At 65.4% G+C, this 15,851-nt stretch carries 13 protein-coding genes; 2 read left to right on the top strand and 11 right to left on the bottom strand.

All coding sequences use genetic code 11. The annotated features are described in order from the left end of the window. Nucleotides 1-231: 231 nt before the first annotated feature. Nucleotides 232-3,147, bottom strand: coding sequence for an excinuclease ABC subunit UvrA (gene uvrA / locus IFT67_RS17760; RefSeq protein WP_192239468.1), 2,916 nt, complete (start codon nt 3,145-3,147; stop codon nt 232-234). Nucleotides 3,148-3,363: 216 nt separating this feature from the next. Here uvrA and IFT67_RS17755 point away from each other — a divergent pair, with 216 nt between their 5' ends. Next, on the top strand, nt 3,364-4,230 hold the full coding sequence (locus tag IFT67_RS17755; RefSeq protein ID WP_192239467.1) for an energy transducer TonB: 867 nt from the start codon (nt 3,364-3,366) through the stop codon (nt 4,228-4,230). 141 nt (nt 4,231-4,371) lie between these two features. Beyond that, entirely contained in the window at nt 4,372-4,878 is a 507-nt protein-coding gene (locus IFT67_RS17750) for a hypothetical protein (protein WP_192239466.1), read from the top strand. An 11-nt stretch (nt 4,879-4,889) separates the two neighbouring features. Here the strand turns inward: IFT67_RS17750 and IFT67_RS17745 are convergent, their stop codons facing one another. The 10 genes from IFT67_RS17745 to mdh form a co-directional block, all read right to left on the bottom strand. Then, nucleotides 4,890-5,078 (bottom strand): hypothetical protein, encoded by a 189-nt coding sequence (locus tag IFT67_RS17745; RefSeq protein ID WP_192239465.1) that lies wholly within the window; start codon nt 5,076-5,078, stop codon nt 4,890-4,892. Nucleotides 5,079-5,248: 170 nt separating this feature from the next. Beyond that, a complete protein-coding gene (locus IFT67_RS20950; protein WP_192239464.1) occupies nt 5,249-6,469 on the bottom strand; it encodes a diguanylate cyclase domain-containing protein in 1,221 nt (406 codons plus the stop codon). A gap of 546 nt (nt 6,470-7,015) precedes the next feature. After that, a complete protein-coding gene (lpdA, locus tag IFT67_RS17735) occupies nt 7,016-8,410 on the bottom strand; it encodes a dihydrolipoyl dehydrogenase (RefSeq protein ID WP_192239463.1) in 1,395 nt (464 codons plus the stop codon). Continuing rightward, nucleotides 8,403-8,771, bottom strand: a complete 369-nt coding sequence (locus IFT67_RS17730; RefSeq protein ID WP_192239462.1) for a DUF5615 family PIN-like protein — start codon at nt 8,769-8,771, stop codon at nt 8,403-8,405. Before IFT67_RS17730 ends, lpdA begins: the two co-directional genes overlap by 8 nt. A gap of 3 nt (nt 8,772-8,774) precedes the next feature. Beyond that, nucleotides 8,775-9,011 carry a DUF433 domain-containing protein gene (locus IFT67_RS17725; RefSeq protein ID WP_192239461.1) on the bottom strand — a complete coding sequence of 79 codons (237 nt, stop codon included), beginning with the start codon at nt 9,009-9,011 and terminating at the stop codon, nt 8,775-8,777. Nucleotides 9,012-9,018: 7 nt separating this feature from the next. Then, the gene (gene odhB, locus IFT67_RS17720) at nt 9,019-10,269 is read right to left on the bottom strand and encodes a 2-oxoglutarate dehydrogenase complex dihydrolipoyllysine-residue succinyltransferase (protein ID WP_192239460.1); all 1,251 of its coding nucleotides are present in this window, start codon (nt 10,267-10,269) and stop codon (nt 9,019-9,021) included. Between the two features lie 101 nt (nt 10,270-10,370). After that, a complete protein-coding gene (locus IFT67_RS17715; RefSeq protein WP_192239459.1) occupies nt 10,371-13,307 on the bottom strand; it encodes a 2-oxoglutarate dehydrogenase E1 component in 2,937 nt (978 codons plus the stop codon). Nucleotides 13,308-13,466: 159 nt separating this feature from the next. Then, nucleotides 13,467-14,351, bottom strand: a complete 885-nt coding sequence (sucD, locus tag IFT67_RS17710; protein ID WP_192239458.1) for a succinate--CoA ligase subunit alpha — start codon at nt 14,349-14,351, stop codon at nt 13,467-13,469. 54 nt (nt 14,352-14,405) lie between these two features. Further along, nucleotides 14,406-14,702, bottom strand: a complete 297-nt coding sequence (locus tag IFT67_RS17705) for a GIY-YIG nuclease family protein (protein WP_056060662.1) — start codon at nt 14,700-14,702, stop codon at nt 14,406-14,408. An 84-nt stretch (nt 14,703-14,786) separates the two neighbouring features. Beyond that, on the bottom strand, nt 14,787-15,749 hold the full coding sequence (mdh, locus tag IFT67_RS17700) for a malate dehydrogenase (protein WP_056060667.1): 963 nt from the start codon (nt 15,747-15,749) through the stop codon (nt 14,787-14,789). Between the last annotated feature and the right edge of the window lie 102 nt (nt 15,750-15,851).

The following is a 15,851-nucleotide window of genomic DNA, read 5'->3' as shown; positions in this document are numbered from 1 at the left end:
CTCATCCACGCTCTCCTCACGGAGCCTGAATCAGATCGCGCCTCTCACATCAATGGGTCCTGACCCTAGCGGTGACAAGATCAAAATCGCCCGTCGCGATGTCGCTGGCCGAGTAGAGTTCCACTGCTGCGCCACCCACTAGGACAGGTCGCAAGAACCCTCTCCGCTCCACAACCTCGCTGACGATAGCGAAAAGCTCTAGAGCGGCGATGAATTCCGGGCGATAAGGACTCACCCCGCCGAAGCCTTTTGCACCTTTTCGGGCACCCGCTTCTCCAGCAATGGCGCCAGATACTTCCCAGTAAAGCTGCCCTTGGCCTTCGCCACCTTCTCCGGCGTGCCTTCGGCGACGATCTCGCCGCCCTTGACGCCGCCTTCGGGGCCCAGGTCGAGGACCCAGTCGGCGGTCTTGATGACGTCGAGATTGTGTTCGATCACGACGACCGTGTTGCCTTGCTCGACCAGCGCGTGGAGGACTTCGAGCAGCTTGCGCACGTCCTCGAAATGGAGCCCGGTGGTGGGTTCGTCGAGGATGTAGAGCGTGTTGCCCGTGGCGCGGCGCGAGAGTTCCTTGGCGAGCTTGACGCGTTGCGCTTCGCCGCCCGAGAGCGTCGTCGCCTGCTGGCCGACCTTGACGTAGCCGAGGCCGACCTCGACCAGCATCGCCATCTTGTCGCGGATCGGGGGGACCGCCTTGAAGAACTCGGCGGCGTCCTCGACCGTCATGTCGAGCACGTCGGCGATCGAATGGCCCTTGAACTTCACCTCGAGCGTCTCGCGATTGTAGCGCGCGCCGTGGCAGACGTCGCAGGTGACGTAGACGTCGGGGAGGAAGTGCATCTCGATCTTGAGCACGCCGTCGCCCTGGCACGCCTCGCAGCGGCCGCCCTTGACGTTGAAGCTGAAGCGGCCGGGCTTGTAGCCGCGCGCCTGCGATTCCGGCAGGCCGGCGAACCAGTCGCGAATCTGCGTGAAGCTGCCGGTGTAGGTGGCGGGGTTGCTGCGCGGGGTGCGGCCGATCGGCGACTGGTCGATGTCGATGACCTTGTCGAGATACTGGAGGCCGGTGATCTTGTCGTGCTTGCCCTGGACGATGCGCGCGCCGTTCAGCTCGCGCGCGGCGGCGGCGTAGAGCGTGTCGATCGTGAAGCTCGACTTGCCCGAGCCGGAGACGCCGGTGATGCAGGTGAAGGTGCCGAGCGGCAGGCTGGCGGTGACGCCGCGCAGGTTGTTGGCGACCGCGTTGTGGACGGTGAGCTTCTTGCCGTTGCCCTTGCGGCGCGTCGCGGGGACGGGGACTTCGCGCGTGCCGTTGAGATAGTCGGCGGTGATGCTGCCCTTCGACTTGAGGATCTGCTTCAGCGTGCCCTGTGCGACGACCTGGCCGCCGCGGACGCCGGCGCCGGGGCCCATGTCGATGATGTAGTCGGCGGTGCGGATCGCGTCCTCGTCATGCTCGACGACGAGCACGGTGTTGCCGAGATCGCGCAGACGGCGGAGCGTCTTGAGGAGCATGTCGTTGTCGCGCTGGTGCAGGCCGATCGAGGGCTCGTCGAGGACGTAGAGTACGCCGGACAGGCCGCTGCCGATCTGCGACGCGAGGCGAATGCGCTGAGATTCGCCGCCGCTTAGGGTTCCAGAGGTGCGGTCGAGGTTGAGGTAATCCAGGCCGACATTGTTGAGGAAGCCCAGGCGCTCGACGATCTCCTTGAGGATGCGTTCGGCGATCGCGTTCTGCTGGTCGCCGAGATGCTGCGGCATGTCGGTGAAGAACTGGAGCGCGTCGACCACCGAGAGATGCGTGGCGTAGGAGATGTCCTTCATCGCGATCTTGACCGCGAGTGCCTCGGGTTTCAGGCGCGCGCCGCCGCAGACTTCGCAGGGGGCGGCGGACTGGTACTTGCTCAGCTCCTCGCGCATCCAGGCGGAATCGGTCTGGAGCATGCGGCGGTTGAGGTTGCCGATGACGCCTTCGAACGGCTTGCTGACGTCGTATTTCTTCTTGCCGTCGATGAAGGTGAGCGTGACGGGCTTGCCCTTCGAGCCGTGCAGGATGGTGCTCTGGACCTCCGGCGGGAGGTCGGACCAGGGCGTCTCGATGTCGAACTTGAACTCGCGCGCGAGGCTGCCGAGGACCTGCATGTAATACGGGCTCGGAGGGTTGGATTTCGCCCAGGGGACGACCGCGCCCTTCTTGATGCTAAGCATGTGGTTGGGGACGACGAGGTCTTCGTCGAACAGCAGCTTCTCGCCGAGGCCGTCGCAGGCCGGGCAGGCGCCCTGGGGGGCGTTGAACGAGAACAGGCGTGGCTCGATCTCGGAGATGGTGAAGCCGCTGACCGGGCAGGCGAACTTTTCGCTGAACACGATGCGGCCGTCGGGGGCGTTGTTGCCTAGGATTTCCGACTTTGGCGTGTGCGGCTCGACCGGGTCGGCGGGGTCGACATAGGCGAGGCCTTCGGCGAGTTTCAGCGCGGTTTCGAACGACTCCGCGAGGCGCGTGGCGATTTCGCCGCCCACGACCAAGCGATCGACGACGACTTCGATGTCGTGCTTGTACTTCTTGTCGAGCGCGGGGGCTTCGTCGATGTCGTGGATCGTGCCGTCGATGCGGACGCGCGCGAAGCCGGCCTTCTGCCACTCGGCGAGTTCCTTGCGGTACTCACCCTTGCGGCCGCGGACGACGGGGGCGAGCAGGTACAGGCGCGTGCCTTCGGGGAGGGCCATGACGCGGTCGACCATCTGCGACACGGTCTGCGCCGCAATGGGCTCGCCGGTGGCGGGGGAATAGGGGATGCCGACGCGCGCCCAGAGCAGGCGCATGTAGTCGTAGATTTCGGTGACGGTGGCGACGGTCGAGCGCGGGTTGCGCGACGTCGTCTTCTGCTCGATCGAGATCGCGGGCGAGAGGCCTTCGATATGGTCGACGTCGGGCTTCTGCATCAGTTCCAGGAACTGGCGGGCATAGGCGGACAGGCTCTCGACGTAGCGGCGCTGGCCTTCGGCGTAGATCGTGTCGAAGGCGAGGCTCGACTTGCCCGAACCGGAAAGGCCGGTGATCACCGTGAGCGTGTCGCGGGGGATGTCGATGTCGACGTCCTTGAGGTTGTGCTCGCGCGCGCCGCGTACGGAAATCTTTGTCAGCATGAGGCTGGTTCTACTTCTGTTCTGATCGGGAGACTAGTGGGAGAGATAGGAATGCATGAGGCCCGGTGCCAGTTCATCCGGGACGATCGATTGGCGAGATCGATTGCGCGGGATCGGGCGACGGGTGCCGACGGCGCTTGAAACGCCGGGGCGGATTGGCGACAACCGACGGACTGACCGGTACGTCAGGGGGACGATGATGAGGGGATTCGACCGATGCCACTGATGTTGGCGCTGAGCGCCGCCGCCGCGATCGCCGAGCCTGCCGCGACCGCACCGATGATGCCGTCGGGCCGGTGGAACGTCGATTACGGCGATACGGCCTGCACGCTCGGCCGGACGTACGGCACCGGCAAGACCGAGACGGTACTGGCGATGCGCCAGTTGCCGTTGGGGTCCACGCTCGAGATGATGATCTATACCAACGATCGGAATGGCGCGATGCGGTTGGGACAGGCGACGATCACGCTTGCGGGGGGCGGATCGGACGAGAGCCGGTACGAGAGTTATCCGACGCAGGCGACGGGCAAGCGGATGACGCGGATGCCCGTCGACATCGCGCTGTTCGAGACGCTGCCGGCCAAGACCGGGCCAACGGATACGAACCCGGCCAGCGCGAAGCCGGCCGACGCGGTGCTGCGGGTCTCGCCGGAGAAGATGCCCGGATGGGCGTTCGTCATGCCCAATGCGAAGGCGGCGTTCGAGGCGTTGGCCAAATGCAACGACGCGACGGTCAAGCTATGGGGCATCGATCCGACCGAACGGGCGCGGATCGCTCAGCCGGCCGAGCCGCGATCCCCCGAAAGCTGGGTCACGACCAACGACTATCCGATGAGCGTCGTCGGCAAGGGCGCGCAAGGGACGTCGACGATCCTGTGGACGATCAGCCTCGACGGACACGCTGTCGATTGCCGGACCGTGGTGACGAGCGGAGAGGTCGAACTCGACAAGGCGGCCTGTCGGGCGATTGCCGCGCGGGCACGCTATACCCCGGCATTGGGCTTCGACGACAAGCCGATGATCAGCCACAGCACGCGCAAGGTGACGTGGCGGCTGCCGGGGACGTGGTCCGGCGGCAAGTGATCCAAACCGGGTGATCCAAGCCGGGTGATCGTGGCGGGGTGATCGTGGCGGGGGTCTGGCCCGGCATCCCGCGGGGTTGCGCTGCGGTATTGGTGTATTATCTTTATCGTACACATCAACCGGAACGGCACAGAGGGCGACATGGGCAAGAAGAAGGACAAGCGGGAGCGCAAGGAGCAGGAACAGGCCGCGGGCAAGCACGGCTGCGAGCCCGGCACCAAACACGGTGCCAAACACGACACCAACCATGGGGGCTCCGCGCCGCTCGCGGGGATTGCCGCGGCGATCGCGCGACAGATGGGAACGCCCGTCGGTCGGCAGATGATCGCGGCCGGGCTGATGGCGGCGGCGACGGCGATTTCGAAGCATGAGCCCAAGCCGAGCGTGCGGCCTGCCCCGCCGACGCCCCCTGCCCCGCCCTCCCCGCCAGCGGAGCCCGATGCATCGAAAGCCGCACCGGACACGGTTGGCGATCAGGCCAAGCCGCAGGGCGCGGGTCCGTTTGCCGGGGGTACGCCCGAGCCGCCGCGTAGCGAGACGAACCCGTTGCCGCCTGAATTCGCCAAGGTGCTCGATTCGGTATCTGCGGGACTCGATCGGCTAATCTCGGGGTTCGGCAAGCCGAAGGATACGCCGCCTTCGACGTGAGGGAACTGCCGTCAGATATCGAGACTGTTCTGGCGAGGCCCGGCTGGAGGATGTAGTTTTCCCGTCACGACTTCAGAAACGCGGCCCTGGTTGATTTCGAGCAGGGCCGCGATCTGATGATGATAGAGGCCCTGTGCCTTCAGTAGGCGGATTTGGTCGGCCATTTCAGGCGTGACGGTCGGCGATGACTTGCGGTGCATCTCGTCCCTTTCATTTGGGACTCGCGCTTTTAGCATCGCCGATATTGGCGGACGAGGGTTGATCCGGTCAGATACTTACAGTCGCATCGCATGGCCATCGGTCGACGGCCTGGGCGGTTTGCCATCCACCTCTGCGATACTCAGCGGCCTTTCGTTTCGTACTCGGCGCGTCAGGCAGCCTTGAAATAGGCGATCGGCGCGCGGCGTCGGTCGCCTTTCGCGACGTACATCGCCTTGTCCGCGCGGGCGATGAGATCGGCGATCGCGCCCGCGGTGTCCCCTTCGACGATGCCGATGCTGACGCCCGGTGCCGCGTAGACCGCCGCCGTGCCCGCTGAGGTCGCCGAGGTCGCCGTCGCCGTGGCCGTCGCGGTCATGACCTGTGCGAACTGACTGGCGATGCCGACGCCGATCATCCGCGCCCGTTCGATGCCGACGTCAGGCAGCAGGCAGACGAATTCGTCGCCGCCCCAGCGGACGAGGTGGCCCCGTTTGCCGATCATGGCATGCGCGATGTCGGCGAGCGACCGCAGCGCGGCGTCTCCGGCAGCGTGGCCTTGGGAATCGTTGAGCGCCTTGAAGTGATCGACGTCGAGCATCATCGCGGTCAATCGTCCCACCGAAGAACGATCCGCCAGCGTCGCCGCGATACGGTCGACGCCCGCGCGGTTCAGGGCGCCGGTGAGCCAATCGCGCTCCATCTGCTCGCGCAGGGCATTCTGCCCGCGCTCGGCCTGGAGGATCAGCAGCGAGAAGACGCGAAAGACGATGAAGGCGATCTGACCCGCAGCAAGCCAGGCACCGATGTCGTCGTGCATGCCGGTCAGCTGCGTGCCGATACGGTCCTCATAGGCAAGCCATGCGCGGCCGACGAACAGCGGGACCGTGATCGCGAACAGCGTGGCGACGATCCAGCCGGTTTGCAGCGATTCCCGTCGCGCAAGACGCACCGCGGCGATGACGATGACGAAGTCGAAGCCGGCGCGGACGACGCTGAGATAGGCGACGCGGAAGTGGAAATACGCTGGGTCTCCACTGACCACCAACGGCACGGCGAGGACGGCGGCGATCGTCAGCAACGGCGCCAGGCGAGCGTCGGGGCGTGCAAACCGGAGTACCGCGCCAGCGATCAGCGCATAGCCGATCACCGCGGCTGGGTTCCCCGCGTTCGGCGCCCATGCGATGCCGATATGGTCGTTCAGGACCGCCATCATCGTCCCGAACCCGACGACGAGATGCCCGCCGCCCCACAATGCGGCCCAATCGCCGAACCGGCCGGTCGCGACCGGCGCGAGGTGGACGATCCCTGCGACGAGCATGCCAAGCGCCGCAACGACGTAGAGAGTAGTGAGATCGAGCGCCACGGACACCTGCTTGTTCGTTCGTTTCACGCGCTACTAGGTTGGCTTTGCTAAGGAATAGTTTGATTTAAGTTGTTTTTTCGCGCGCGGGGTTCGCGTCGGCGGTCGCGTTCGGACACGTGGAAGCGTGGCCCGGATCCGGTCGGCGCGGCGACGATCGGCGTGCGGGCTTTCCACGGTCATTCGTCTGTCGGGTTGCGTTCCGGCGGACGTTTTTGGATGTCTCTGAGCGTGAAGGACGGTTCGTGATGCGACATCGGCCAGAATACCGGCATCGTGTCGGGCGTGTGCGGTACGTTTGAGATGCAGTGTGGTCGCCAGGGGGGCGATGCATCGCCGGGCCCACCACATCTGCTTCTCCGCAGAGGCGGAGCATGGCGCCGGGTGTTCTTTAAAGCGCGGTAACATCGGGGGTACGACCGACCGGCAGTTTGCGCTGCTCATGGGTATGGATCGTAGGGAAATTGTGTTGGCCGGACAGGGGCAAAGCCCCTGTCGTCGGACGCGGCTTTTGGCCGCGCCGGCCGATCCGACCGCTTAGGTCTCGGCCGTAGCTTGCGCTACGGCCTTGCGCGGTCAGATGTGTATCGGCTTGCCCTGCACCGCCATCGCGGCTTCCTTGATCGCCTCGGCATGCGTGGGGTGCGCATGACAGGTATAGGCGATGTCTTCGCTGGTCGCGCCGAATTCCATCGCAATGGCGGCTTCGGCGATCAGCGTGCCGGCGAGGCTCGAGACGATCCAGACGCCGAGGACGCGGTCGGTCTTGGCGTCGGCGATGATCTTCACGAAGCCGTCGGTGTCGCGGTTGGTCTTGGCGCGGCTGTTGGCGGCGAACGGGAACTTGCCGACCTTGATCTCGGTCTTGTCGCGCGCCGCTTCCTCGGTGAGGCCGACGCCGGCGATCTCGGGCATCGTGTAGACGACGCTCGGGATGACGTCCTCGTTGACGATACCGGTCTGGCCGGCGATGTTTTCCGCGACCGCGACGCCCTCGTCCTCGGCCTTGTGCGCGAGCATCAGGCCGGGGATGCAGTCGCCGATCGCCCAGACGCCGTCGACCTTGGTGCGGAACGAGTGGTCGGTCTCGATCTGGCCGCGCTTGTTGAGTTCGAGGCCGATGGCTTCGAGGTTGAGGCCGTCGACGTTGGCCTTGCGCCCGATCGAGACGAGCACCGCGTCGGCGGTCAGCGTCTCGGACGCGCCACCCGCGGCGGGCTCGACGGTGACGGTCGCGACGCCGTCGGCGACGGTGACGCCGGTGACCTTGGTCGAGAGCTTCAGCTCCATGCCCTGCTTCTTGAAGAGCTTGGCGGTCTCGCGGCGGACTTCGCCGTCGAAGCCGGGGAGGATCTGGTCGACGAACTCGACGACCGTGACCTTCGCACCGAGACGACGCCAGACGCTGCCGAGTTCGAGACCGATCACGCCGCCGCCGATGACGACCATGTGCTCGGGAACCTTGGGAATCTCGAGCGCGCCGGTGCTGTCGACGACGGTCTTCTGGTCGACTTCGACGCCGGGGAGCGGCATGACGCTCGAACCGGTGGCGATGACGATGTTCTTCGCGGTGACCTTCTGGCCGGCCACGTCGACCGTGTGCGCGTCCTGGAACGCGGCCTTGCCCTTGAGCCAGGTCACCTTGTTCTTCTTGAACAGATATTCGACGCCGCCGGTCAGTTCCTTGACGGCCTTGGCCTTCTCGGCGTGCATCTGGTCGAGGTTCAGGGTGACGCTCTGGAAGTCGATGCCGAACTTCGTCATGTGGCCGCCCTTGGCCTCCTCGTAGATCTCGGAGGCGTGGAGCAGCGCCTTGGACGGGATGCAGCCGACGTTGAGGCAGGTGCCGCCGAGTGTCTCGCGGGACTCGGCACAAGCGGTGCGCAGGCCGAGCTGCGCGGCACGGATCGCCGCGACGTAACCGCCGGGGCCCGCACCGATCACGAGGACGTCATAGTCGTAGTCAGCCATGGTATGCTCCAGCGGGGAACGGCTTACTGCGTTCGCCGTCCTTGGTTATCGTTGTGATGTGGCCTTCGAAGCCACCACCGGCCAACACTGCGATCAGGCGGTCGGCGATGGCATCCGGATGCACGCGGTTCAGTCGATTATATAGTATCGCGCGGGGCGCAGGGTAACCACGGTTGAAGATCAGGTCGCCAAAGTCGCGGTCGTCCGTGACCAAGATGAGCGCCGCGATATCGTTGCGGGCCAGTATCTCCGGGTCCTTGGCGCCGCGCGATGTTTCCCGGATCCATTCGACGGCGTGACCCGCACTTCGCAACCGCGCGACGACAACCGGATGCTGGTTTTCGTCGGCGAGCAGATGCACCCGTCAGGCCGCTTTGCGCTGCGCCGCGACCGTCGAGTCGACCAGCAGGTCTCGCGCGAACGCGATCGCTGCACGGACGTCTTCCTCGGTGATATGATCGAAGGCGGCAAGAACATCGGTGATGCTCGCACCGTCTTCGAAATATTCGAGGATCAGCTCGACCGATATCCGCGTACTCTTCACCACGGGCTTGCCGCCCAGGATTTCGGGGTCCGAATGGATATGGTCGCGCCAGTTCATCGCTACCTCACAGGTCGATCAGGATACGGGTCGGATCCTCGATAGCATTTTTCAGCGCGACCAGGAACGTCACGGCTTCGCGGCCGTCGATCAGGCGGTGGTCGTAGCTGAGCGCGAGGTACATCATCGGACGGATGACGATCTGGCCGTTGACGACGACCGGGCGTTCCTCGATGCGGTGGAGGCCCAGCACGGCGGACTGCGGCGGGTTGATGATCGGGGTCGACATCAGCGAGCCGAACACGCCGCCGTTCGAGATCGTGAAGGTGCCGCCCTTCATCTCGTCCATCTTGAGCGCGCCTTCCTTGGCGCGCTTGCCGAAGTCGCCGATCGTCTTCTCGATCGTCGCGACCGACATCTGGTCGGCATCGCGGATCACGGGGACGACGAGGCCGCCTGGCGACGAGACCGCGACCGAGATGTCGGCATAGTCGTGGTAGACGATGTCATCGCCGTCGATCGACGCGTTGACCGACGGGATGTCGCGCAGCGCCATCGTCGCGGCCTTCACGAAGAAGCCCATGAAGCCGAGGCGGACGCCGTGCTTCTTCTCGAACAGGTCCTTGTACTTGGCGCGTGCCTCGATCACCGCGGTCATGTCGACGTCGTTGAACGTCGTCAGCATGGCTGCCGTGTTCTGCGCTTCCTTGAGGCGCTTGGCGATCGTCTGGCGCAGGCGCGTCATGCGCACGCGCTCCTCGCCGCGACCCGATGCGGCGGCGGGCGCTGCGGCCGGAGCGGGTGCCGCGGCGGGAGCAGGCGCTGGCTTGCTCGACGCGGCGGCGGTCACGTCTTCCTTGGTGATGCGACCGTCGCGGCCGGTGCCCTTGACGGTGCCGGGATCGACGCCGTGCTCGAGCACCGCGCGACGGACCGAGGGGGAGAGCGCGGCGGGGGAGTCGCTGGTGCCGGCGCCGGGCTGGTCGCCGTACCCTGCGCCGGACTCGTCCTTGGCGGCGGGAGCAGCGGGAGTTGCCGTCGCGGCGGGCGCGGGTGCAGGGGCCGACGCGGCGGCGCCGTCACCGGAGTCGATCGTGGCGAGCATCGCGCCGACCTGCACGGTGTCGCCGACGGCGACCGCGTGCTGGCCCATGACGCCGGCGACCGGCGACGGGACCTCGACCGAGACCTTGTCGGTCTCGAGGCTGGCGATCGGCTCGTCGACCGCGACGGGATCGCCGGGCTGCTTCAGCCACTCGCCGAGGGTGGCTTCGGTGATCGATTCACCCAGGACGGGGACGGTGACTTCGGTTGCCATGTTTGCTTCTACCTTTTGTGCTCCTGCGGACGCAGGGGCCTAGGGTTACTCTGCCGGACCCTGGGTTCCTGCTTTCGCAGGAATACAGGGAGCGGGTTCAATCAGTTTGCGCGGGTGCGGCGGATTTCGTCGCGGACGGAGTGGCCGAGCGCGTCGGCGACGAGCGCGCCCTGTTCGGCCTGGTGACGCTTCATCAGGCCAGTCGCAGGCGATGCCGAGGCGTTGCGCCCGGCGTAACGCGCGCGCTTCACGCGAGAGTCGACCGTTGCCAGCGCCTCCTCGATCAGCGGCTCGACGAAGAACCAGTAGCCGTTGTTCTTCGGCTCTTCCTGCGCCCAGACGATCTCTTCCAGGTTCGGCATCCGTGCGACGCGCTCGGCGATCGGGTTGCCGGGGAAGGGATAGAGCTGTTCGACGCGGACGATCTGCGTGTCGGTGTCACCCGCTGCGTCGCGTGCCTCGATCAGGTCGTACGCGACCTTGCCGGTGCACAGGACCAGACGCTTCGTATCGACGTCGGCGGCCGGATTGGTATCCGACAACAGGCGGCGGAAGTGGCTGTCGCCCTGGAAATCCTCGGCGTTCGAGACCGCGAGCTTGTGCCGCAGCAACGACTTCGGCGTCATCACGATCAGCGGCTTGCGGAAGTTGCGGTGCATCTGCCGGCGAAGCAGGTGGAAATAGTTCGCCGGGCTGGTGCAGTTCGCCACCTGGATGTTGTCGTCGGCGCAGGACTGGAGGAAGCGCTCGGGACGCGCCGAGCTGTGCTCTGGCCCCTGCCCTTCATAGCCGTGTGGGAGCAGCATCACGAGGCCGTTGGCGCGGAGCCACTTCGACTCGCCGGACGTGATGAACTGATCGATCATGATCTGCGCGCCGTTGACGAAATCGCCGAACTGCGCCTCCCAGAGGACCAAGGTCTTCGGGTCGGCGAGCGCGTAGCCATATTCGAACCCGAGCACGCCGTATTCGCTGAGTGGGCTGTCGAGCACCTCGAAGCGGCCGTGCTCGATCTCCTGCAACGGCACGTATTTGTGCTCGTCGGTCTGGTCGACCCAGACGGCGTGACGCTGCGAGAAGGTCCCGCGGCCCGAATCCTGGCCGGACAGGCGGACGCCGTACCCTTCCGAGAGCAGGCCGCCGAACGCGAGCGCCTCGCCGGTTGCCCAGTCGAAACCCTTGCCCGACTTGAACATCTCGCGCTTGGCATCGATCACGCGGTTGAGCGTCTTGTGGATCTTCACGCTGTCCGGGATCGTGGTCAGCGTGCGGCCGAGCGAGTCGAACAGCTTCGTGCTGAGGCCGGTCTCGACGTTACGGCGTGCCGACGCGCCGTCAGTCGGAGCGCTGAGGCCGGTCCAGCGACCGCCGAACCAGTCCGCCTTGTTCGGCTTGTACGACGACCCGGCTTCGAACTCACCCTCCAGACGAAGCGTGAACTGCTTCACGTTTTCGTCGATCCAGGGCTGGTCGATCACGCCTTCCTTGATCAGGCGATCGCCGTACACCGACGACACGCCTGGGTGCTTGCGGATAATGTCGTACATCAGCGGCTGCGTGAAGGACGGCTCGTCGCCCTCGTTGTGGCCGAAGCGGCGATAGCACCACATGTCAATGACGATGTCGCGGTGGAACTTCTGCCGGAATTCCATCGCCATCTTGGTCGCGAAGGTGACCGCCTCAGGATCGTCGCCGTTGACGTGGAAGACCGGCGCCTGGACGCCCTTGGCGACGTCCGACGGGTAAGGCGACGAGCGCGCGAACTGCGGCGACGTCGTGAAGCCGACCTGGTTGTTGATGATGAAGTGGACGCAGCCGCCGGTGTTGTAGCCGCGGATGCCGGAGAAGCCGAGGCACTCCCAGACGATCCCCTGCCCCGCGAATGCCGCGTCGCCGTGGATCAGCACGGGCAAGCTGGCCACGTGGTCCTTGAGGTCATTGTTGAGCGTCTGGATCGCGCGCGTCTTGCCGAGCACGACGGGGTCGGCGGCTTCGAGATGCGACGGGTTGGCGACCAGGCTCATGTGAACCTTGTGGCCGTCGAACTCGCGATCGGTGCTGGTGCCGAGGTGATACTTCACGTCGCCCGAGCCGCCGATGTCGTCGGGGTTGGCCGAACCGCCGGCGAATTCGTGGAAGATCACGCGCAACGGCTTGGCCATCACGTTCGCCAGCACGTTGAGGCGGCCGCGATGCGCCATGCCGATGACGAGCTCGCGCACGCCCATCTGGCCGCCGTACTTGATCACGCTCTCAAGCGCGGGGATCATCGATTCGCCGCCGTCGAGCCCGAAACGCTTCGTACCGACATACTTCTTGCCGAGGAACTTCTCCCACTGCTCGGCCTCGATCACCTTGGTGAGGATCGCCTTCTTGCCGTCGATGGAGAATTCGATCGCCTTGTCCTGGCCCTCCATGCGCTCCTGGAGGAAGCGGCGCTCCTCGACGTCCGAGATGTGCATGTATTCGAGGCCGACATTGCCGCAGTAATTCTTGCGCAACGTGTCGACGAGCTCGCGGATCGAGACCCATTCGAAGCCCATCGTGCCGCCGAGATAGACCTTCCGGTCGATGTCGCCGTCGGAGAAGCCGTGATATTCGGTCTTCAGATCCTCGGGCATCTCGCGCTTCGATAGGCCGAGCGGATCGAGGTTGGCGGCGAGGTGACCGCGGACGCGGTAGGTGCGGACGAGCAGCTGCGCGCGGATCGCGTCGGCGGCCGCCTTGGCGATCTCTTCCTTCGAGACGGGCGCGGGCGCTGCTGCGGCGGGAGCCGGCTTGCCGCCCTTTGCGGGCTTGGGCGCGGGCTCCATCTGGGTGGGATCGAGCGCCGCGGTCAGGTCGTCCGTGGTGGTAAGCGGCCAGCGGGCGCTCTCCCAGCTCGGGCCCTGCGCGGAACCTTCGAGACCCTCGAAGAACGCGCGCCAACCGGATTCGACCGAGGCCGGGTCCGCGTTGAACTTGGCGTAGAGCGTCTCCACGAACGCCGGGCTGACGCCGGCTGCGATATCGCTGAAATCCTGGCCTTCGTAGCCCATCGTTCTCGTCCTCAGTGTCCCTCTCCCCGCGAGGGAGAGGGAGGGGCCCACTCGCACTTGCGGGTGGGAGGGTGAGGGCACGGGCGGTCACGTGCCCTCACCCTTCCGCTGCCAAGAGGCAGCTCCTTCCCTCTCCCCGGGGGGAGAGGGGTAGTCAGCTCAACCCTTCAACACGCTCAGCAGCGTCTCGCCGAGCAGGCTGGGGCTTTCCGAGACCTTGATCCCGGCAGCTTCCATCGCCGCGATCTTGCTCTCCGCGTCGCCCTTGCCGCCCGACACGATCGCGCCGGCATGGCCCATGCGACGACCAGGAGGCGCCGTACGACCGGCGATGAAGCCTGCCATCGGCTTCGACCGACCGCGCTTGGCTTCGTCGCGGAGGAACTGTGCCGCCTGCTCTTCCGCGTCGCCGCCGATTTCGCCGATCATGATGATCGACTGCGTCTCGTCGTCGGCGAGGAACAGCTCGAGCACGTCGATGAAGTTCGTGCCGTTGACCGGATCGCCACCGATGCCGACCGCGGTCGTCTGACCAAGGCCCGCGTTCGACGTCTGGAACACCGCCTCATAGGTGAGCGTGCCTGAACGGCTGACAACGCCGACCGAACCCTTCTTGAAGATCGAGCCGGGCATGATACCGATCTTGCACTCGCCGGGGGTCAGCACGCCGGGGCAGTTCGGGCCGATCAGCCGCGACTTGGAGCCCGACAGCGCGCGCTTGACCTTGACCATGTCGAGCACGGGAATGCCCTCGGTGATCGCGACGATCAGCTCGATCTCGGCGTCGATCGCCTCGAGGATCGAATCGGCGGCGAAGGGGGGCGGCACGTAGATGACCGACGCGGTCGCGCCGGTCATCGCCTTGGCTTCGGCGACGGTGTTGTAGACGGGGAGGTCGAGGTGGGTCGTACCGCCCTTGCCGGGCGTGACGCCGCCGACCATCTGCGTGCCGTATTCCAGCGCCGCCTTGGTATGGAAGCTGCCGGTTTCGCCGGTCATGCCTTGCGTGATGACCTTGGTGTTCTTGTCGACGAGGATGCTCATCTTGTCTCGTTCCTTACCACCCCGGCGAAGGCCGGGGCCCAATTGGGAAAGCGGTCATGGTCGTGCGATGCGATCGTAAAGGTCATCCCAAGAGGGATTGAAACCGTTGATCTCACGCAGCTTCCAGTCTCGCTTCCACTCCTTCATGTGCAGCTCGCGCTGCCGGGCGGCTTCCCAACTACCGGCTAACTCATACCAGACGAGCAGCTTGCAGTCGTATTTCTTCGTGAACCCGGCGACGACGGCGTTGCGGTGTTCCCACACGCGCTTCGCCAGGTTCAGCGTCGAGCCGAGGTAGATCGTGCCATTAAACCCACTTGCCATGATGTAGACGAACGCTTGTTCTTCCATCAGCGGGGCCTTCCCAATTGGGCCCCGGCCTTCGCCGGGGTGGTGCGATCCTTACCTCACCTCAAATCAGTTCAATTCTTCAAATCAGTTCAGCGAACCGTCGATACCCTTGCAGGCGACGATCAGCTCCTTGACCGCATCGACCGACACGGTGAGGTTCTGCTTCGCTTCATCATCCAGCTTGATCTCGACGATCTTCTCGACGCCGCCAGCACCGATCACCACCGGCACGCCGACGTACAGATCGGTAAGGCCGTACTCGCCCGACACATACGCCGCCGCCGGAAGCACGCGCTTCTGGTCGTACAGATACGCCTCGGCCATCGCGATGCCGCTGGTCGCGGGCGCGTAGTATGCCGAACCGGTCTTCAGCAGTGCGACGATCTCGCCGCCGCCGCCGCGCGTGCGCTTGACGATCGCGTCGATCTTTTCCTGGCTCGACATGCCCATCGCGATGAGATCGGGGACCGGGATGCCCGACACCGTCGAGTAGCTGATGACCGGGACCATCGTGTCGCCGTGGCCGCCGAGCACGAAGCTGGTGACGTCCTTTACCGAGACCTTGAACTCGTCGGCGAGGAAGTGGCTGAAGCGTGCGGAATCGAGCACGCCGGCCATGCCGACGACCATGTGGTGCGGCAGACCCGAGAATTCGCGAAGCGCCCATACCATCGCATCGAGCGGGTTGGTGATGCAGATCACGAATGCGTCCGGCGCGTTGGCCTTGATGCCCTCGCCGACGGCCTTCATGACCTTCAGGTTGATGCCGAGCAGGTCGTCGCGGCTCATGCCGGGCTTGCGTGCGACACCGGCGGTGACGATGATGACGTCCGCGCCGGCGATGTCGGCGTAGTCGTTCGAGCCGGTGATCTGCGAGTCGAAGCCTTCGACCGGGCCGCACTGCGACAGGTCGAGCGCCTTGCCCTGGGGGATGCCCTCGGCGACGTCGAACAGGACGATATCGCCAAGGCCCTTGAGTGCTGCGAGGTGCGCGAGCGTACCGCCGATGTTACCGGCGCCGATCAGCGCGATCTTCTTGCGAGCCATTCCAATCCGTCTCCGTCTGATGTGCGGGGTGATTGGTGACGCCGGTTACGCGCATTATCCCGCTACGGCAACCGCTAAAAGGACAAAAGCGGGTTGTTATTG

The sequence above is a fragment of the Sphingomonas sp. CFBP 13728 genome (genome assembly GCF_014841895.1).
Taxonomy (GTDB): Bacteria; Pseudomonadota; Alphaproteobacteria; order Sphingomonadales; family Sphingomonadaceae; genus Sphingomonas.
Note: the sequence above shows the minus strand (reverse complement) of the source record. Positions and strands in the feature narration are given on the sequence as shown.